The sequence below is a fragment of the Sphingomonas desiccabilis genome (assembly GCF_004135605.1).
In the GTDB taxonomy this organism is placed as follows: Bacteria; Pseudomonadota; Alphaproteobacteria; order Sphingomonadales; family Sphingomonadaceae; genus Sphingomonas; species Sphingomonas desiccabilis.
In genome coordinates this window covers 861,150-878,287 of record NZ_SDPT01000001.1, presented here as the reverse complement: position 1 = coordinate 878,287, position 17,138 = coordinate 861,150, and the positions used below count along the sequence as shown (strand labels likewise).

Annotated in this window: 13 protein-coding genes; 7 read left to right on the top strand and 6 right to left on the bottom strand. The window is 70.4% G+C overall.

Annotation, left to right across the window (positions count from 1 at the left end; translation table 11 throughout):
* Positions 1-38 precede the first annotated feature (38 nt).
* Positions 39-557 carry a hypothetical protein gene (locus EO081_RS04235; RefSeq protein ID WP_129340652.1) on the bottom strand — a complete coding sequence of 173 codons (519 nt, stop codon included), beginning with the start codon at positions 555-557 and terminating at the stop codon, positions 39-41.
* Positions 558-636: 79 nt separating this feature from the next.
* On the bottom strand, positions 637-1,731 hold the full coding sequence (locus EO081_RS04230) for an energy transducer TonB (protein ID WP_240697530.1): 1,095 nt from the start codon (positions 1,729-1,731) through the stop codon (positions 637-639).
* Between the two features lie 306 nt (positions 1,732-2,037).
* Here EO081_RS04230 and EO081_RS04225 point away from each other — a divergent pair, with 306 nt between their 5' ends.
* The 3 genes from EO081_RS04225 to EO081_RS04215 all read left to right on the top strand — a co-directional run bounded on the left by EO081_RS04225 (position 2,038) and on the right by EO081_RS04215 (position 5,427).
* A complete protein-coding gene (locus tag EO081_RS04225) occupies positions 2,038-2,376 on the top strand; it encodes a P-II family nitrogen regulator (protein ID WP_129340651.1) in 339 nt (112 codons plus the stop codon).
* 89 nt (positions 2,377-2,465) lie between these two features.
* Positions 2,466-3,878, top strand: a complete 1,413-nt coding sequence (gene glnA / locus EO081_RS04220; RefSeq protein WP_129340650.1) for a type I glutamate--ammonia ligase — start codon at positions 2,466-2,468, stop codon at positions 3,876-3,878.
* Between the two features lie 133 nt (positions 3,879-4,011).
* On the top strand, positions 4,012-5,427 hold the full coding sequence (locus EO081_RS04215; protein ID WP_129340649.1) for an aldehyde dehydrogenase family protein: 1,416 nt from the start codon (positions 4,012-4,014) through the stop codon (positions 5,425-5,427).
* A gap of 17 nt (positions 5,428-5,444) precedes the next feature.
* On the opposite strand, the gene EO081_RS04210 is transcribed toward EO081_RS04215, so the two are convergent.
* The 3 genes from EO081_RS04210 to EO081_RS04200 are packed head-to-tail and all read right to left on the bottom strand — an operon-like array spanning position 5,445 to position 9,066.
* On the bottom strand, positions 5,445-6,809 hold the full coding sequence (locus EO081_RS04210; RefSeq protein WP_240697529.1) for a PAS domain-containing sensor histidine kinase: 1,365 nt from the start codon (positions 6,807-6,809) through the stop codon (positions 5,445-5,447).
* The gene (locus EO081_RS04205) at positions 6,806-7,849 is read right to left on the bottom strand and encodes a DUF2336 domain-containing protein (protein WP_129340648.1); all 1,044 of its coding nucleotides are present in this window, start codon (positions 7,847-7,849) and stop codon (positions 6,806-6,808) included. The genes EO081_RS04210 and EO081_RS04205 overlap by 4 nt, the downstream gene beginning before the upstream one ends.
* A gap of 35 nt (positions 7,850-7,884) precedes the next feature.
* A complete protein-coding gene (locus EO081_RS04200) occupies positions 7,885-9,066 on the bottom strand; it encodes a hypothetical protein (protein ID WP_129340647.1) in 1,182 nt (393 codons plus the stop codon).
* A gap of 129 nt (positions 9,067-9,195) precedes the next feature.
* Here EO081_RS04200 and tyrS point away from each other — a divergent pair, with 129 nt between their 5' ends.
* On the top strand, positions 9,196-10,425 hold the full coding sequence (gene tyrS / locus EO081_RS04195; protein ID WP_129340646.1) for a tyrosine--tRNA ligase: 1,230 nt from the start codon (positions 9,196-9,198) through the stop codon (positions 10,423-10,425).
* Positions 10,426-10,839: 414 nt separating this feature from the next.
* A complete protein-coding gene (locus EO081_RS04190) occupies positions 10,840-11,226 on the top strand; it encodes a PilZ domain-containing protein (RefSeq protein WP_129340645.1) in 387 nt (128 codons plus the stop codon).
* On the opposite strand, the gene recG is transcribed toward EO081_RS04190, so the two are convergent.
* On the bottom strand, positions 11,178-13,238 hold the full coding sequence (gene recG, locus EO081_RS04185; RefSeq protein WP_129340644.1) for an ATP-dependent DNA helicase RecG: 2,061 nt from the start codon (positions 13,236-13,238) through the stop codon (positions 11,178-11,180). The genes EO081_RS04190 and recG overlap by 49 nt on opposite strands.
* Before the next feature lie 106 nt (positions 13,239-13,344).
* Here recG and EO081_RS04180 point away from each other — a divergent pair, with 106 nt between their 5' ends.
* Both EO081_RS04180 and mfd read left to right on the top strand, forming a co-directional pair.
* Entirely contained in the window at positions 13,345-13,611 is a 267-nt protein-coding gene (locus EO081_RS04180) for an FAD assembly factor SdhE (protein WP_129340643.1), read from the top strand.
* A gap of 52 nt (positions 13,612-13,663) precedes the next feature.
* Positions 13,664-17,122 carry a transcription-repair coupling factor gene (gene mfd, locus EO081_RS04175; protein WP_129340642.1) on the top strand — a complete coding sequence of 1,153 codons (3,459 nt, stop codon included), beginning with the start codon at positions 13,664-13,666 and terminating at the stop codon, positions 17,120-17,122.
* Positions 17,123-17,138: the final 16 nt, after the last annotated feature.

The window sequence follows — 17,138 nt, the reverse complement described above, 5'->3', positions numbered from 1 at the left end:
GCGCACTCCCTCACCCGACGGCACCGCCCCTGGGTCGATCACGGCACCGAGACGGGATCGCGCCGCGGGAACTGGCGCATCAGCGCGGAAGCGAGCTTCGTCGCGACCGCTTCGGCGGCATCGGCCGCGCTTCCCTCCACCTGCACGGTGGAAGCGCGGCCGCTCCAGACGGGCGCATCCCCGCCGCGCAGCAGGATGTCGACCGTCAGGTCGGTCGCCACCAGACCACGGATCTGGCTCTTGCCCGAGGGCAGCGGCACGAACACCTGGCCCATCGCCGCCATCGCCGGCGGCTCCTTCGCATTCGCGGCCACCGTGCCGCTCTCGGTGCGCGTAACCGTCACGCGCGCGACGTAGCGGCTGTGGCTGTCGAGCGGCAGCGGAACGAAGCGCGCGTCGGAAAGCGCGCGGGTGACCGCATCCGTGAACAGCCGATCGGTCGCGGAGGCATCCTCGGCCACCTCGACGGCGATCGTGCCGGGCGCGACCGCGGGGGCAGGCGCCGCCGCCCGGGATTGCAGCGCGAGTGCAAGGAACGCTGCGGTCGGAATGCTCATCTTCTTTTCACCCAAGGCAAAGGGGTATCGGCTGGTCGCACGAACCGGGGACGAAGAACAGAGACGTCGCCCCGCCCCCTCAGGCCGGATCTTCGGCAGGCGGGAAGCCACCATAGCCCATTTTGAAGATCACCCGGTCGACGCAGCCCGAGCGCCCGGTCGCGGACGCCGGCTTGCGCGCCGAACGCAGGACGTGGATCGCCTGCTCGCCGAAATCCGCCGTCGGTTCGCTCGCCAGCACGCGCAGATTGCCGAGCTCCCCCCAGGACGCCACGTCGAACGCGACGACCGCCCAGCCCTCGATGGCGCGCCGCTGGTAGGCGGCCGGATAGCGCAGCGTCGGCGGCGTGGTCCAATCGTCCGAATGCGGGCAGTTGCCGTCGACGGGGCGCAGGGCATCCTGGGCAGGCGGCTCCGGGGCGGCAAGGGTGATCGGCGCCCGCCAATAGGGATAGAGGCAGCCGGTAGTGGCGCCGCCGGTGAAGCGGGACTTGCGCATCGCCCTCACCGCCGCGCGATCCAGCGCTGCACTCCCCGTGCCCTGTGTCGTGCGGACATGGATCGGCCGCCCACGACTATCCTGGTCATAGGCGACCATCGTCCAGTGCTTCACGCCCGGCGTGGCCGGCAGCGTGTCGAAATTGGGATAGGCCGCGACCAGCGGCCTGGGCCGCGGTTCCGCGAGGCACGACGCCGTGGGCGACTGGATCCGGGCCCAGCCGTCGGGCGGCAATTTCCCGGACTGCGGCGTGAGCGAATAGGAGATCAGGTCCCCGACCGGCGTCTCCTCGGGCGGGGTCGCGCGCAGCGTGTAGCGGATGGTGCAGTCCGCCTGCGGCGCGCCCGCCGCGAACCGGCTGGCGGCGAGGGAGGGCGCGACATCCTCGCTCCACGGTGCCGCCATCCCCTCCCGGCGGATCGACAGCGGCCGACCGGCGGCATCGATGCGGAAGCGATAGGTCGCCGCTGCCGGGGTGGCGTGGCCGGTGCCCCAGCGAATGGCCGTGAACGGACGCCGTACCCCGGCCGCCGCGATGGCGGTGCCGCCGCAGCGCACCTCCCCGGGCATCCAGGCGACCAGCTGCCACGACGGCGGCTGAGGCGGCGAAAACGACTGCGACGATGCCGTATTTAAGGGCACCACCAGGCTCATGAACAGCAGCGCCCTCTTCATGCGGCCAGTTTGCACAGAAAAAGACTACATCGGCAAGTAAAGCCCGAGCCTGAAATGGAGGATCTTCCAGCGGATACTTCCGCTGGAGGTCCGCGGCGATGAGAGTTCGCACGAGGCCAGACGGCCCCCCGCTCTCCGCCTGCACAAAAACCAGGCACTTTCCGGCGTTCTGCCGAAAAGGCGGGCAGGATCGACAGGCGCAGCCGGATCGGGGATGCTCACCCCCATGATTCGTGCTCTGGCACGGTTCTTGATTGTCGGCAGCTGTATGCGTGGCCGTGTTCGGCCGGGGGGATTACGCGAGGCATGAAGAAGATCGAGGCCATCATCAAGCCGTTCAAGCTGGATGAGGTGAAGGAGGCGCTGCACGAGGTCGGCGTGAGTGGCATCACCGTCACCGAAGCCAAGGGCTTCGGCCGCCAGAAGGGCCATACCGAGCTCTATCGCGGCGCCGAATATGTCGTCGACTTCCTCCCCAAGGTGAAGCTGGAGGTGGTCGTCGAGGACGGCCTCGCCGAGCGCGTGGTGGAGGCGATCGCGGGCGCTGCCCAGACCGGCCGCATCGGCGACGGCAAGATCTTCGTCATCCCCGTGGAGACGGCGCTTCGCATCCGCACCGGAGAGCGGAACGAAGACGCCATCTGACCGGACATTTCTTTCGACGCATTGCACGGAATCCGCCGCGGGGGGGCGCCTCGCGGGGTAATGGTTTTATCCAGAAAGGGCTTAGTTCCATGGCCAATACCGCCAGCACGATCCTCAAGAAGATCAAGGACGAGGAGATCGAGTGGGTCGACCTCCGCTTCACCGATCCCAAGGGCAAGTGGCAGCACCTGTCGATGGTGGCGTCGATCCTCGGCGAGGACGAGCTGACCGACGGCCTGATGTTCGACGGCTCCTCGATCGAGGGCTGGAAGGCGATCAACGAGTCCGACATGGTGCTCAAGCCCGATCTGGACGCGGTGTACGTCGATCCCTTCTCGGCCACCCCGATGCTGATCGTCTTCTGCGACGTGGTCGAGCCGTCGACCGGCGAACTCTATGCGCGCGACCCGCGCTCGACCGCCAAGCGGGCCGAGGCCTACCTCAAGACCACCGGCATCGGCGACACCGTCTATGTCGGCCCCGAGGCCGAGTTCTTCATGTTCGACGACGTCCGGTTCGAGAACACCTACTCCAGCAGCTACTACAAGCTGGACGACATCGAGCTGCCGACCAACAGCGGCCGCGAATATGAGTCGGGCAACATGGCCCACCGTCCGCGCGCCAAGGGCGGCTATTTCCCGGTCGCGCCGGTCGACAGCGCCGTCGACATCCGCGGTGAGATGGTCTCCACCATGCTCGAAATGGGCCTCCCCTGCGACAAGCACCACCATGAGGTGGCGGCCGCGCAGCACGAGCTGGGCCTGACCTACGGCACGCTGACCACCACTGCCGACCGCATGCAGATCTACAAGTATGTCGTGCACCAGGTTGCGCATGCGTACGGCAAGACCGCGACCTTCATGCCCAAGCCGATCAAGGAAGATAACGGCTCGGGCATGCACACCCACTTCTCGATCTGGAACGAGGGCAATCCCCTGTTCGCGGGCGAGGGCTATGCGGGTCTGTCGGACACCTGCCTCTACTTCATCGGCGGCATCATCAAGCATGCCAAGGCGCTGAACGCCTTCACCAACCCGTCGACCAACAGCTACAAGCGGCTGGTGCCGGGCTATGAGGCGCCGGTGCTGCTCGCCTATTCGGCGCGCAACCGCTCGGCATCGTGCCGCATCCCGTACGGCACCGGGCCCAAGTCGAAGCGCGTCGAGATCCGCTTCCCGGATGCGATGGCCAACCCCTATCTCGCCTATGCGGCGCTGATGATGGCCGGCCTCGACGGCATCCAGAACAAGATCCACCCGGGCGAGGCGATGGACAAGAACCTGTACGACCTGCCGCCGGCAGAGCTCGCGCAGGTCCCGACCGTCTGCGGGTCGCTGCGTGAGGCGCTCGACAGCCTGGAAGCCGATCACGACTTCCTGCTGAAGGGCGACGTCTTCTCGGCAGACCAGATCGAGGCCTATGTCGAGGTCAAGCGTGCCGAGGTCGCCCGCTGGGAGATGACCCCGAGCCCGGTCGAATTTGACATGTACTACTCGGCCTGATCGTCCACACGATCGGCAAACACGGGGGGCGTCCGGAGCGATCCGGGCGCCCCTTTTGCGTGCCGGCGGCGGCGCGCCGCGACTTGCCCCCGCGCCGATCGCACGCCATCGCGGGGGCCGGAAGGACCCCGACATGCGCAGCACTCCCCATTTCATCGACGGCCATTGGGTGGAAAGCCTCGGCGGACGCCCTGCCCAGGTACGCGATCCCGCGACCGGCGAGGTTTGCGCCCAGCTGACGCTGGGCAGCCCCGCCGACATCGACCGCGCGGTTGCGGCCGCACGGCGGGCGTTCGAAGGCTTCTCGCGCACCAGCGTCGCCGAGCGCGCCGCGCTGCTGGAGGCGATCCTCGCCCGCTACGAGGCGCGGCTGGACGCCTTCGCCGCCGCCATGACGCGCGAGGTCGGCTGTCCTGCGAGCATGGCGCGCGACGCGCAGGCCATGTCCGGCGTCGATCACCTGCGGGCGACGCTTCGCGCCCTTGGCGAGGTGGCATGGGAGGAACGCCGCGGCCGCCACGCGATCCTGCGCGAGCCCATCGGGGTGGCGGCGCTGATCACCCCCTGGAACTGGCCCATGAACCAGATCGTGGCCAAGGTCGCGCCCGCACTCGCCGCCGGCTGCACCATGGTGCTCAAGCCCTCGGAAGAAGCGCCGAGCTGTGCCGCGCTGTTCGCCGAGGTGATGGCCGAGGCCGGGGTTCCCGCCGGCGTGTTCAACCTGGTCCAGGGGGATGGCGTCACCGGCGAGGCGCTTGCCGCTCATCCGCAGGTCGACGTGGTGAGCTTCACCGGCTCCACCCGCGCGGGCATCGCGGTGGCGCAGGCCGCCGCGCCCACGGTGAAGCGGGTCCACCAGGAGCTCGGCGGCAAGGCACCCGCACTGGTCCTGCCGAGCGCCGATCTGGAGGCCGCGATACGTGCGACCGTCGGCAGCGTCGCCTTCAATTCCGGGCAGAGCTGCCTCGCCCCCACCCGGCTGCTGGTGCCGGCAGCCCAGCAGGAGGCGGCGGTCGCGATCGCACGGCAGGCGATGACGGCGATCCGGCCCGGCGATCCGCGCGAACCGGGCGATCACATCGGCCCGCTGGTGAACCTGGCGCAATGGCAGCGGGTCCAGCGGCTGATCGCGAGCGCCATTGCGGAGGGGGCGACGCTGGAGGTGGGCGGCCTCGGCCACCCGGAGGGCTTCGAGCGCGGCTTCTACGTGCGCCCGACGTTCTTCTCTGGCGTCACCCCAGACATGACCATCGCGCGCGAGGAGATCTTCGGCCCGGTCGTGACGGTGATCGCCTATGCGGACGAGGAAGAGGCCGTCCACATCGCCAACGACACCGACTATGGCCTCTCCGCAGTCGTGTTCGGCGCGGCCGAGGAGACCCGCCGGCTGGTCCCCCGGTTGCGCGCGGGCATGATCTATGTGAACGGCGGCGTGCCGGACGCCGACATGCCGTTCGGCGGCTACAAGCGATCCGGCAACGGCCGCGAATATGGCGCGCACGGCATTGCCGAATATCTGGAGGTGAAGTCGGTGCTGGGCTGCGGCTGAGCCCAGGGCGCCTCCTTCTACTCCTCCAGCGGCAGGGTCAGCACGAAGCGGGCGCCCTCTCCCAGCGCGCTGTCCACCACGATATCGCCTCCCATCGCGCGGGCGAGCCGCCGGGCGATGTAGAGGCCCAGCCCGCTGCCGCCCTGCTCGCTCGGGTCGACCCGCTCGAACTTCTCGAAGATGCGGGCCTGGTCCTCGGGCGCGATGCCCTTGCCCTGGTCGGCCACGATCACGCAGGCAATCTGCCCCTCGCGCTCCAGCCGCACCCACACGGTGGCGCCCGGCGGCGAATAGCGTACCGCATTGCCGATCAGATTGACGAGGATCTGGAGCGCGCGGCGGAATTCCCCGCGTGCCGCCAGCGTCTCGTGGGCGCCCGGACGGTCGATCGTCACCCCGGCCCGCTCCGCCCGCACCGCCAGCAGCCCGGCCGCACGGCGGGTCACGTCGGCCAGGTCCAGCGACTCCACGGCGATGGCGAAGTCCGGATCCTCGACGGCTTGTACGTCCTCCAGGTCGTTGACGAGGCCCATCAGGTGGCGGCCGGCACTCGCGATGTCGCCGGCATAGTCGGCATAGTCCTGGAGCAGCGCCCCGTCCGCCTGCGCGCTGATGCTGTCGGCATGGGCTACGATCTGGTCGAGCGGGTGGCGCAGCGCCTCGCGCAGCCGCTTGCCGAAGTTCTGCGGCAGGCCCTGCGGTTCCGGCTGCGTCTCGGGCGCGTCCGGCTCGACGGCATGGGCAGCGCCGTTGAAGCCCGCGAAGCGCCCGCCCGCGTCGGTGCGCGGCACCCCGGACAGCAGCACCGTGCGCCCGGTATCGCGCAGCGTCGCATATTGTCCCTCGAACGGCTGCTGCGACGCCATCGCGCCCAGCATCGGGAAGCCGCCCTCGCCATCGTCGGTCAGCTGGAACAGCCAGGTGAGCGGGCGGCCAAGCACGTCCGTCGCATCGAAGCCGAAGCGGCTACCGGCGGCGGGCGAGACATAGGTCAGGTGGAGCCCGCCATCGGCCTCCCACCGCCAGTCGGCATCGAGCGCCAGCAACTCGGCGGCGTCGGCATCGTCGTGCGCCCCCTCGCCTTCGCCCGCAAGCCCCCAGGCGCCGACGGTCAGCCGCAGGCCGTCCCCATCGGGTTCGACCTGCACCCACAGCTCGACGTCGTCCTCGCCATCGGCGACGAGGATCCTGCGTGCGACGTCGATGCCCAGGCGGCGGCTGATGCGCACCAGCTCCGCCATGGCGGGCACCGCGATCGGCTGGCCGGGCTCGCCGCCGGCACGGGCGTTCAGCCCCGCCAGCCGCGGTTCGGCATGGCGCAGCCGCCCTTCGGCATCGAGCATCGCCGACGCGGGCTGGTGGTAGCGGTCGAAGCTGCTCATGCGCCTGCTTCCGCGCCGAGCGCGAGCAGCGCGGTGCGATAGCCGGCGGGAAGCGCCATCGCGGCCACCGCCCGCCATGCCGCCTGCAGGGGCACCGCGGCGACCGTGTCGATCAGGTCGGCGAACGCGTCCAGGTCCCGGGCCGGATCCGCCTCGCACAGCGCGAAGCCGATGCGTGCCAGCGTCTCGCGCGGCAGGTCTAGCGCGCGCAGGAGCATGCAGAGCGGCGCCGGATCCCGTTCCAGCACCAGGTCCCGCACCGCCCGAGGGCCGAGGCCCCCCGCGTCCGCAATCAGCGCCACCACCAGTTCGAGCCGGCGATCGGCGAGCGCCTGTTCGATCAGTTCCGGCAGCGTGGCCACGTCGCGGCGCAGCGCGCGTGCGAGCCGGGCTGCGGCCGGCGCCTCGTTGTCCTGCCCGCGCAGCTGCTCCACCGCCGAGATCAGCGCGCGGTCGAGCAGCGCGATCTCCTCCGGATCGGTCGCATTCTGGCGCAGCGCCGCCGCGATCGGCCAGCACAGCTGCTGGAGCGTCGCGAACTCGGCACCGCTGCCATGGAGCAGCAGCAGCTTGGCCGCCTCGGCGATCATGGCATCATCGGAATGGGCCAGGCGCGCGAGCAGGCTCGGCTGGTCGGGGTTGAAGGGCGCGCGCACCGGAAGCGCCGCGGCAAGCAGCGCCAGCCGCGTCTCGGCCAGCAGTTCGGCAAGCAGCGTCTCGTCCCACAGCGTCGGCACCGCGGCCAGCCGGTCCCAGACCTGTCCGGCCTCGCCTCGGACGCGCGCGGCCAGCGCCGGCTCGGCGGCGGCATCCAGCCGCGCGGCCGCCAGTTCGGCCAGCCGATCGGCCGAGGTGCGGACCAGCCGCTCCAGCCGGTCGCAGAGCGCCGCGCGGGTCCGATCGTCGAGCGGGTCGGACGGCGGCGCGAACAACACGGCCACCGGCGGTGCGGCCCGCACCTGCGCACGCATGCCGCGCGCCGCCGCATGGGAGAGCAGCGCTGCGGGATCGGGATCAATCTGGGTCGAACGGGCGGCCATGCACCCTCGCCTAGCGTGCGGTCGTTAAGACCGACCTAAGCCTTGTGACGGCTGGCTTCAACCGCCGCGGCAAGGCTGACGACCGCGTGCAGCGTCGCAAAGGCCAGGCCCAGCGTCGCTAGGCCCACCAGCGCGAACGGCGTTAGCAGCAGCACCTGCGACGCGGCGCTCGCATACCAGGGGCGCGGGCGCACCGGCACGCGATCGGCCACGGTGTTGCTCGCCACGCCCCACAGCGCCAGCACGAACGGGGTCGCGTGGCCCGCGGCGAGCGAGGCGATGATGCCGAGCAGCAGCGCGGAGAGCACCGCCAGCAGGAGGATGCCCCGCTCCTGCTGGCCCGCCCGGACGTTGTCGCCCCGCAGCCAGCTGAGCAGCGATCCGGCCGAAAGCAGGATCACGGATAGGAGGGCGAGCAGCATGCCCGGCGCCGGATGCCCCAGCCCCAGCGTCCCCAGCGCGAGCAGCCCCGCGCCGCCGCCCGCCGCCGCGGTCGCCCAGGCGGGCACCTCGCGCCGCACGAGCTGGGGCAGCAGGAAGCGGGTGATCGGGGTAAAGAACCAGCGATCCGCCCAACCGGTGCGCTGGTTGGCAAGCGCCCCCAGCACGTCGTTGCTGCGCCCGGCCAGCACCTCCGCGTCGCGCTCCACCCCATGGCCCGATCGGCGGGCGGAGGCAGGGAGCGCCACGTGGCGGGCGCCCGCCTCCACCGCGATGCGGAGCACGGTGGACTGGAAGTCATATTCGCGGGGCAGCGCCGCCACTTCGGCGAGCCGCTGCGCCGAGAGCGTCGCGACGCCCGCCCAGCACTGGCCGCGGTCGAGCCGCTCGACCGCGCCGCTCGCCTCCGCCTCGGGCGTGACCAGGATCGCGTCGGGCGCCTCGCCCGCCATCGCGTGCAGCATCGTGTCGGTGGTCACCAGCCCGTCGGCGATCACGACGACGGTGGCGAGCGGATGGATCTTGGCGGACGCTTCCTCGGCGGAGCGGACGATGTCGACCGTCACCTCGCGCTTGGCGATGCGGCTGACGGCACCCAGCAGTGCGGGCGTCACCCGTCCCACCGCCACCACCATCTGTCCCACGCCGGCTGCGGCGAGCAGCCGCGCCTGATATTCGATCAGCGTCATGCCCCCGAACGGCAGCGTCGCGGCGAGCGTGCCGGCGCGCCCCTCGGCGTCCTCGGTCGCGAAAATAAGCCCTGCAAGCATGGGCATCGGGTTAGGCGGGCGCAGCGGCGCTGCCAAGAGGCGCACGGGGCGCGCATGTGCGGAAAATCGCATCTTCTCGACTTCGCGGGCGCCGAGCGGCTAGGGAGGCCCCGCAAACAGCAGAATGATCGAGCGATGACCCAGTACACCTCCGACCTCCTCCGCCTGCTCGACGCGCGCGGCTACATCCACCAGGTGACCGACGCGGCGGCGCTCGACGCGCTTGCCGCCAGCCAGGTGGTGCCGGGGTATATCGGCTTCGATCCGACCGCCTCGTCGCTCCACGTCGGCCATCTCGTCTCGATCATGATGCTGCGCCAGCTCCAGCGTGCCGGCCACAAGCCGATCGTGTTGATGGGCGGCGGCACCGGCAAGATCGGCGACCCCAGCTTCAAGGACGAAGCGCGCAAGCTGATGACGCAGGAGACGATCCAGGCGAACGTCGCCTCGATCAAGCGCGTGTTCGAGCGCTTCCTGACGTTCGGCGACGGGCCGAGCGACGCGATTATGCTCGACAATGCCGAGTGGCTCGACAAGCTCGAGTACATCCCGTTCCTGCGCGACATCGGCCAGCACTTCTCCGTCAACCGGATGCTGAGCTTCGACTCCGTGAAGCTGCGCCTGGATCGCGAGCAGTCGCTGAGCTTCCTCGAATTCAACTACATGATCCTCCAGGCGTACGACTTCCTGGAGCTGTCGCGCCGCGCCGGCTGCCGCCTGCAGATGGGCGGGTCGGACCAGTGGGGTAACATCGTCAACGGCGTGGACCTCTCGCGCCGCGTGGACGGCACGCCGGTGTTCGGCCTGACGACGCCGCTCCTCACCAACGCCGACGGCACCAAGATGGGCAAGACCGTGGGCGGCGCGGTGTGGCTGAACGAGGACCTGCTGTCGCACTTCGACTATTGGCAGTTCTGGCGGAACACCGACGATCGCGACGTCGGCTCCCGACTGCGCCTGTTCACCGACCTGCCGCTGGACGAGATCGCCCGGCTGGAGGCGCTGCAGGGCGCCGAGATCAACGAGGCGAAGAAGATCCTGGCCGATGCCGCGACCGCGCTGTGCCGCGGTGCGGATGCGGCGGCCCAGGCCGCCGAGACCGCGCGCCGCACCTTCGAAGAGGGTGCGGCCGGCGACGCGCTTCCCACGCACCAGCTGGCGGAGGGCAGCATCGCCGCGGTCGACGCGCTGGTGGCGCTGGGCCTGGCCGCTTCCAAGGGCGAGGCGCGCCGGCTGATCAAGGGCGGCGGCGCTCGCGTCGACGGCGAGAAGATCACCGACGAGGCGATGCAGATCGCGGTCTCGGCGCCCGTGCGTCTGTCGTCGGGCAAGAAGCACCACGGCATCCTGCTGCCGGCGGCTTGAGAGAGCGCCAGTGGCGTAGGCTGCTGGCGTACCCCGTGAGGCGGCCTCGGCGGAATGTGGGACCTCTCACCGCCCACCACCGTATCTCTGCGCAGGCAGGAATCAGGGCCAGACGGGGCAACGCCCGGTTGCGCCCGTGACCCTGGGCTCCTGCCTTCGCAGGAGCACGGAGGACGGCCCTCCTTCTTCGTAACCCGGCGAAGGCCGGGGCCCAGGTGGGTACGGCTGCGAGGGTGCGGACCTCCACTGCGCCCTCTCCAACTGGAACCCGGCCTCCGCCGGGGTACTGAGAGAAACCTTCGCCGGGGTACGAGAGAAACCGGCACCTCCCCAAGACCGTGCCAAGTACCGCCCAAGCATCAATCCTTCCCCCTACCCGCCATTGCTGCTATCCATTTGTCGCAAGGGGGCGCCATGGACGAGAAGTTCAGGCAGACGGCGGCGGGGACGGTCGAACCGTCGCACGTGCGCGACGAAGTGCAGTTCGAGGCGCGGGGCTTTGGTCCCGCGGCCGAGGCGCTGCAGCTGCGGGTGCTCAACCTCTCCTCTCACGGTCTTTCCGCGCGCACGCACCTGGCGTTCCAGCCCGGCGACCGGCTGCGGCTGATCCTGCCGGTGGTGGGGGTGATGGCGGCCGAGGTGCGCTGGGCCAAGGGCAAGCGCTTCGGCTGCATGTTCGACATGCCGATCGACCGTGCGAGCTATTTCGAGCTGCTCGCCAAGGTGCTGGAGCCGCTGCCGCCCGTCGACCCTCAGCCCGAGCGCAGCAGTCCCACGGCGGCATCGCGCTCGAACAAGTAGAGCGCCAGCCGCGCCGCCTCGCCACGGGGGCCGTGCAGCCCACCGTCGCGGTCGACCAGCAGCCGCGCGTCGCCGTTGGCGGCCGGCATCAACTCGCCCAGCATCTCCGGCGTTGCGATGCGGAACTGCATCTCGCCCGACTGGCGCGTCCCCAGGATCTCGCCCGCGCCGCGCAGCCGCAGATCCTCCTCGGCGATGCGGAAGCCATCGTTGCTCTCGCGCATCAAGGCCAGCCGCGCGCGTGACGTCTCGCTCAGCGCATTGCCGCGCAGCAGCAGGCAGCGCGACGTGCCCCCGCCCCGCCCGACGCGCCCGCGCAGCTGGTGGAGCTGGGCCAGGCCGAAGCGGTCGGCGGCCTCGATCACGATCAGCGTGGCGTTCGGCACGTCGACGCCGACCTCGATCACCGTGGTCGCGACCAGCACGCCGGTGCGCGCCGCCTGGAAATCGGCCATGGCGGCATCCTTCTCGGGCGCCTTCATGCGGCCGTGGACCAAGCCGACCCGCGCGCCGAAGCGGCTGCGCAAGGCCTCCGCGCGCGCCTCGGCGGCGGCGAGGTCGCTCTTTTCGCTCTCCTCGACCAACGGGCACACCCAATAGGCCTGCCCGCCGTTGGACAGGTGGCGGGCGAGCGCGTCGACCACTTCGTCGAGCCGGTCCTCCGACACGACGCGCGTCTCGATCGGCTCGCGGCCGGGCGGCATTTCGTCCAGGCGGCTGACGTCCATCTCGCCATATTGGGCGAGCGTCAGCGTGCGCGGGATCGGGGTGGCGGTCATCACCAAGAGGTGCGGCGGGCGCTGTGCCTTGGCCTGGAGCATCATCCGCTGGGCGACGCCGAAGCGGTGCTGCTCGTCCACCACCACCAGCCCCAGGTCGCGATAGCCCACGCCCTCCTGGAAGATCGCGTGGGTGCCGACCAGGATGTCGATCGATCCGTCGGCGAGCCCCATCAGCGTGGCCTCGCGCGCGCGACCCTTGTCGCGGCCGGTCAGCACGGCGACGTTGACGCCGATCGGCTGGAGCAGCCGGGTCAGCGTCTCGCCATGCTGGCGCGCCAGGATCTCGGTCGGCGCGAGCAGCGCGCCCTGCGCCCCCGCCTCCACCGCGACCAAGAGCGCCATGATCGCCACCAGCGTCTTACCGGAGCCGACATCGCCCTGGAGCAGCCGCAGCATCGGCTGCACCTGTGCCAGATCGCCCTCGATCTCGGCGATGGTGCGCGCCTGCGCACCCGTGGGAGCGTATGGCAGCTTCAGCCGCGCGCGGATGCTGCCGTCGCCGGTCAGCGGCCGCCCGCGCTTGGCCCGCGCCTCGCCCCGCACCAGCAGCAGCGCGAGCTGGTTGGCGAACACCTCGTCATAGGCGAGCCGCTCGCGCGCCTTGGCATCGGCGGGATCGGCGTGGATGCGCACCAGCGCCTCGCGCCAGCCGGGCCATCCCTTGGTGGAGAGCAGGCTCGGCTCGATCCACTCGGGGAGCTCGGGCGCCCGCTCGATCGCCTGCTCCACCAAGCCGGCGACGCGGCGCGAGGTGAGGCCTTCGGACAGCGGATACACCGCCTCGCGCTCCGGCAGGCCAGTGGCTTCCTCCAGCGGCAGCACCTGGTCCGGGTGGACGATCTGCAAGCTCTGGCCATAGGTCTCTAGCTTGCCCGACACCCGGCGCGGCTCGCCCAGCGGCAGCAGCTTCTTCACCCAGCCGGCGTTGCCGCCGAAATAGACGAGGCTGACGACATTGCCCGCCGCATCCTGCGCCTGCACCCGCGTCGGTCCGCGCCCGGCACTCAGCCGATAGTCGACCGGCGTAAGCGTGATCGCGATGATCCGCCCCGCGTCGGCCATGTCGAGCGTGTCGCGCGGCAGCCGGTCGACCCAGCCGCTCGGCAGGTGAAAGGCGACGTCGACCACGCGCGACAGGCCCAGCCGGTCGAGCGGCTTGGCCATGGCGGCGCCGACACCTTTCAGCGCGGTGACCTCGGCGAACAGCGGATTGAGAAGTTGGGGACGCATGACTATCTGCTGCCCCTACCGCGTTTCGGCCCATGTCGGGAAGCGGCGTCGCACTGATCCGCCGACGGCCGTTTGCGCCCGCCGGCTCCTTGCCGTTGGAGATCCCATGGACCGCGAAACCCGTCTCAAGCGCCTGCGCTTCCGCGCATGGCACCGCGGCACCAAGGAAGCCGACCTGATGATCGGCGGCTTCTTCGACGCGCATGGCGAGAGCTGGACCGACCAGGAGATCCTCTGGTTCGAGACCTTCCTGGAGGAACAGGACGTCGACATCATGGCCTGGGCGATGGGAACCCAGCCGGTGCCGCCGCAGTTCGAGGGCACGGTTATGGCGGCGCTCAAGACCCTGAACTACGTGCCGATCGCCCGCTGACGGCGACCTCGCCTTCCCCCGTCCCAGACCGAACGGAACGCCCGCGCCCGACATGCCCGATCTCCAGACCATCCTCTCCGCCAGCCGCCCGCTCACGCTTTCGGGCGTCCCGGCGGGGTTCCTGCCCAGCCTGCTCGCCGATCTCGCGCGTGGAAGCGCCGGCGGGGTGGTCTATGTGGCCCCGGACGAGGCGGCGATGCGGGCGGTGGCGGCGACCGCGCCGTTCTTCGCGCCAGAGCTGGAGATCCTGTCCTTCCCGGCGTGGGACTGCCTGCCGTACGACCGCGCCTCCCCCACGTTGCGCGCCATGGCGGAACGACTGGCGACGCTCCACGCGCTCCAGAGCCCCGGCAAGGCGCCGCGGCTGCTGGTCACCACCGTCAACGCCGCCACCCAGCGCGTGCTCACCCCGTTCCGCATCCGCCAGCTGGTGGCGCGGCTGGCGCCGGGCGAGCGCATCTCGCTCGATCGCCTGGCCGAGCTACTGCAGGGCAACGGCTATGTCCGCGTCGAGACGGTGCACGACGCCGGCGAATTCGCGGTACGCGGCGGGCTGGTCGATCTCTTTCCCTCCGGCGCCGAACAGGGGCTGCGGCTCGACTTCTTCGGCGACGAGATCGAGAGTGTGCGCACCTTCGACCCCGCCGACCAGCGCACCAGCGGCCGCATCGACGGCTTCACCCTATTGCCTGCCTCCGAGGCGCTGCTCGACGAGGACAGCGTCAAGCGCTTCCGCGCACGCTATCGCGAGACCTTCGGCGCGACCGCGACCGGCGACCCGCTCTACCAGGCGATCTCCGATGGCCGCCGCCTGTCGGGCATGGAGCATTGGCTGCCGCTGTTCGAGGAACGGCTGGAGACGCTGTTCGAGCATCTGCCCGCCGACGCGGTGATCGTGCGCGACGCCGGCGTCCCCGGCGCCGCCGAGGCGCGCTTCGAGGGGATCGCCGACTATCACGCCAACCGCGCCCGCGCGCAGTCGGCGGACCCGGGCAGCTATCGCCCGCTGCTTCCCAACCAGCTCTACCTCAATGCCGAGGAGTGGACGCGGCGGCTGGACGAGGCGGCCGCGCATCAGGTGACGCCGTTCCACGAGCCGGAGAGCGCGACCGTGCTCGATTTCGGCGTCGACGGCCCGCGCGACTTCGCGCCCGAGCGCACCGGCGGCAGCAACGTCTACGAAGCGGTCGTCGCGCATCTCGCCAAGCTCAAGCGTGAGGGCCGTAAGGCGATCCTCGCGAGCTATTCGCCGGGCGCCCGCGAGCGGCTGACCGGACTGCTCGCCGACCACGGCCTCAATGGCGCGATCGCCGCCGACGGCTGGCAGGAGGCGCTGGGCGCCGCCGAGCGCGGGCCGACGCTGATCGTCCTCCCCCTCGACCACGGCTTCACCGCGCCCAACGTCGCGGTGCTCACCGAGCAGGACATGCTTGGCGACCGGCTGGTGCGCCGCGCCAAGCGCCGCAAGAACACCGACGCCTTCCTGCAGGAGCTGGCGACGCTCTCGCCCGGCGACCTGGTGGTGCACAGCGAGCACGGCATCGGCCGCTACGAGGGACTGACCCAGATCCCGGTGTCGCGCGCGCCGCACGACTGCGTCGCGCTCTCCTATGCCGGCGGCGACAAGCTCTACGTGCCGGTCGAGAACCTGGAAGTGCTCACCCGCTATGGCTCGGGCGAGGAAGGCGCGAGCCTCGACAAGCTGGGTGGCGAGGCGTGGCAGCGGCGCAAGAGCCGCATGAAGGAGCGCATCCGCGCGATCGCGGGCGAGCTCATCGCCACCGCCGCCAAGCGCGCGCTGCGCCCGGCCGAGGTCGCCGAGCCCGACCCCAGCGGCTACCCCGCCTTTGTCGACCGCTTCCCGTACCAGGAAACCGAGGACCAGGACCGCGCGATCGGCGACGTCCTCGACGATCTGGGCGCCGGCACGCCGATGGACCGGCTGGTCGTAGGCGACGTCGGTTTCGGCAAGACCGAGGTCGCGCTGCGCGCCGCCTTTGTCGCCGCGATGGCCGGCATGCAGGTGGCGGTGGTGTGCCCCACCACGCTGCTCGCGCGCCAGCACCACATGAACTTCACCCAGCGGTTCGAGGGCTTCCCGATCAACGTCGGCCGCCTCTCCCGCCTCGTCCCCGCGGCCGAGGCCAAGCGGGTCAAGGAAGGCTTGGCGGACGGCACGATCGACGTGATCGTCGGCACCCACGCGGTGCTCGCCAAGACGATCGACTTCAAGCGCCTGGGCCTCGTCATCGTCGACGAGGAGCAGCGGTTCGGCGTCACCCACAAGGAGCGGCTGAAGGCGCTGAAGGCGGACGTCCACATGCTCACCCTGACCGCAACGCCGATCCCGCGCACGCTGCAGATGGCGATGTCGGGCCTGCGCGAGCTGTCGGTGATCCAGACCCCGCCGGTCGATCGCCTGGCGGTGCGGACCTATGTGATGCCCTGGGACCCGGTGGTGATCCGCGAGGCGCTGCTGCGCGAGCATTATCGCGGCGGCCAGGCCTATTTCGTGACGCCGCGCATCGCCGACCTGCCCGACATCGAGGCGTTCCTGCGCAACGAGGTTCCCGAGGTCCGCTACGTCGTCGCCCACGGCCAGATGAGCCCGAGCGAAGTCGAGGAGCGCATGTCCGCCTTCTACGACAAGCGCTACGACGTGCTGGTGTCGACCACCATCGTCGAGAGCGGGCTCGACATCCCGTCCGCCAACACGCTGGTCATCAATCGCGCCGACAAGTTCGGCCTCGCCCAGCTCTACCAGCTGCGCGGGCGCGTCGGCCGCGCCAAGACGCGTGCGTACGCCTATATGAACACCGCGCCCGAGCGGCAGATGACCGAGGCCGCGACCAAACGGCTGAAGGTGCTGTCCGACCTCGAATCGCTAGGCGCCGGCTTCCAGCTGGCCAGCCACGATCTCGACATTCGCGGCGCCGGCAACCTCCTGGGTGACGAGCAGTCGGGGCACATCAAGGAAGTGGGCTACGAACTCTACCAGTCGATGCTGGAGGAGGCGATCCTCGACGCCAAGGCGGGCGGCCTGCGCGACGACAAGCCCAAGGAGTTCTCGCCGCAGATCACCGTCGATGCGCCGATCCTGATCCCGGAGGACTATGTCCCTGACCTCGACTTGCGCATGGGCCTCTATCGCCGCCTCAACGACGTGGACGACCGCGCCGGCATCGACGCGTTCGCGGCCGAGCTGATCGATCGTTTCGGCAAGCTGCCCGAGGCGACCGAGAACCTGCTCAAGCTCATCGAGACCAAGCTCAACGCCAAGCGCGCCTGCATCGCCAAGATCGACGTCGGCGCCCGCGGCGCGATCGTGACGTTCCACGAGGATAACTTCCCGAACGTCCCCAACCTGCTCGCCTATGTCGACCGCCTGGGCGGCGCGGCGAAGCTGCGGCCCGACATGAAGCTCGCGATCTCGCGCGCCTGGCCCGACCCCGCCAGCCGCCTCCACGGCGCGCTGCAACTCTCGCGGGGGCTGGCGAAGGCGGCGGGGTAACCCCGCGCCCCCCCCC